General features: G+C 47.0%; 1 protein-coding gene. It reads right to left on the bottom strand.

What is annotated here, in order from left to right; all coding sequences use genetic code 11:
- Positions 1 to 547: lyase family protein (locus ACS8FD_RS23745; RefSeq protein ID WP_439277656.1), on the bottom strand; the 547-nt coding region annotated here is incomplete at both ends.

Here is a 547-nt window from a genome sequence, read left to right as displayed (position 1 = left end):
ATGCTCTAAAAAATGATACCTCAAAGGCTCAATAAGATACGCATCACTATTTAAATCAAGATTGGCCGCCATGCGCTTAGGATACACTTGCAACCCTTGTAATAAAGTCTTCAGATAATTTGCAGCACCCGCGAGCAAAGCGGTCCCTTCCATTAAAGGCATCCAGCTTGCATGCCACTGGCCCAATGCGCGCTCAAAAGGCTGAGCGGTTGTATTACTAATCACGCTTAGGTGTCCATGCATCCTTAACGTAGCGGTCTTAATTAGTGCACACAATACAGGATTGCGCTTATGCGGCATCGATGATGAGCCGCCCATCCCTTCAATAGCAGGCTCCGCCAACTCGCCTAGCTCAGACTGGCACATCAATGCTATATCTTCAACGATATTTTCCATAGCACAAGCACAAGCATCCAATCCAGAAGCGAGCGCATGAATAGGTTGTCTATTTGTATGCCATGGCAGCAGCGGTAACGATAGGCCGAGCAATGTCGCTACTTGCTGAGGCAGCTTATAACGTTCATTCTCTTCATTACTAACCCCAACA

The sequence above is a fragment of the Psychrobacter sp. 1U2 genome, from assembly GCF_051847575.1.
The sequence above is the reverse complement of the archived record's forward strand: the minus strand, read 5'-3'. Positions and strand labels throughout refer to the sequence as shown.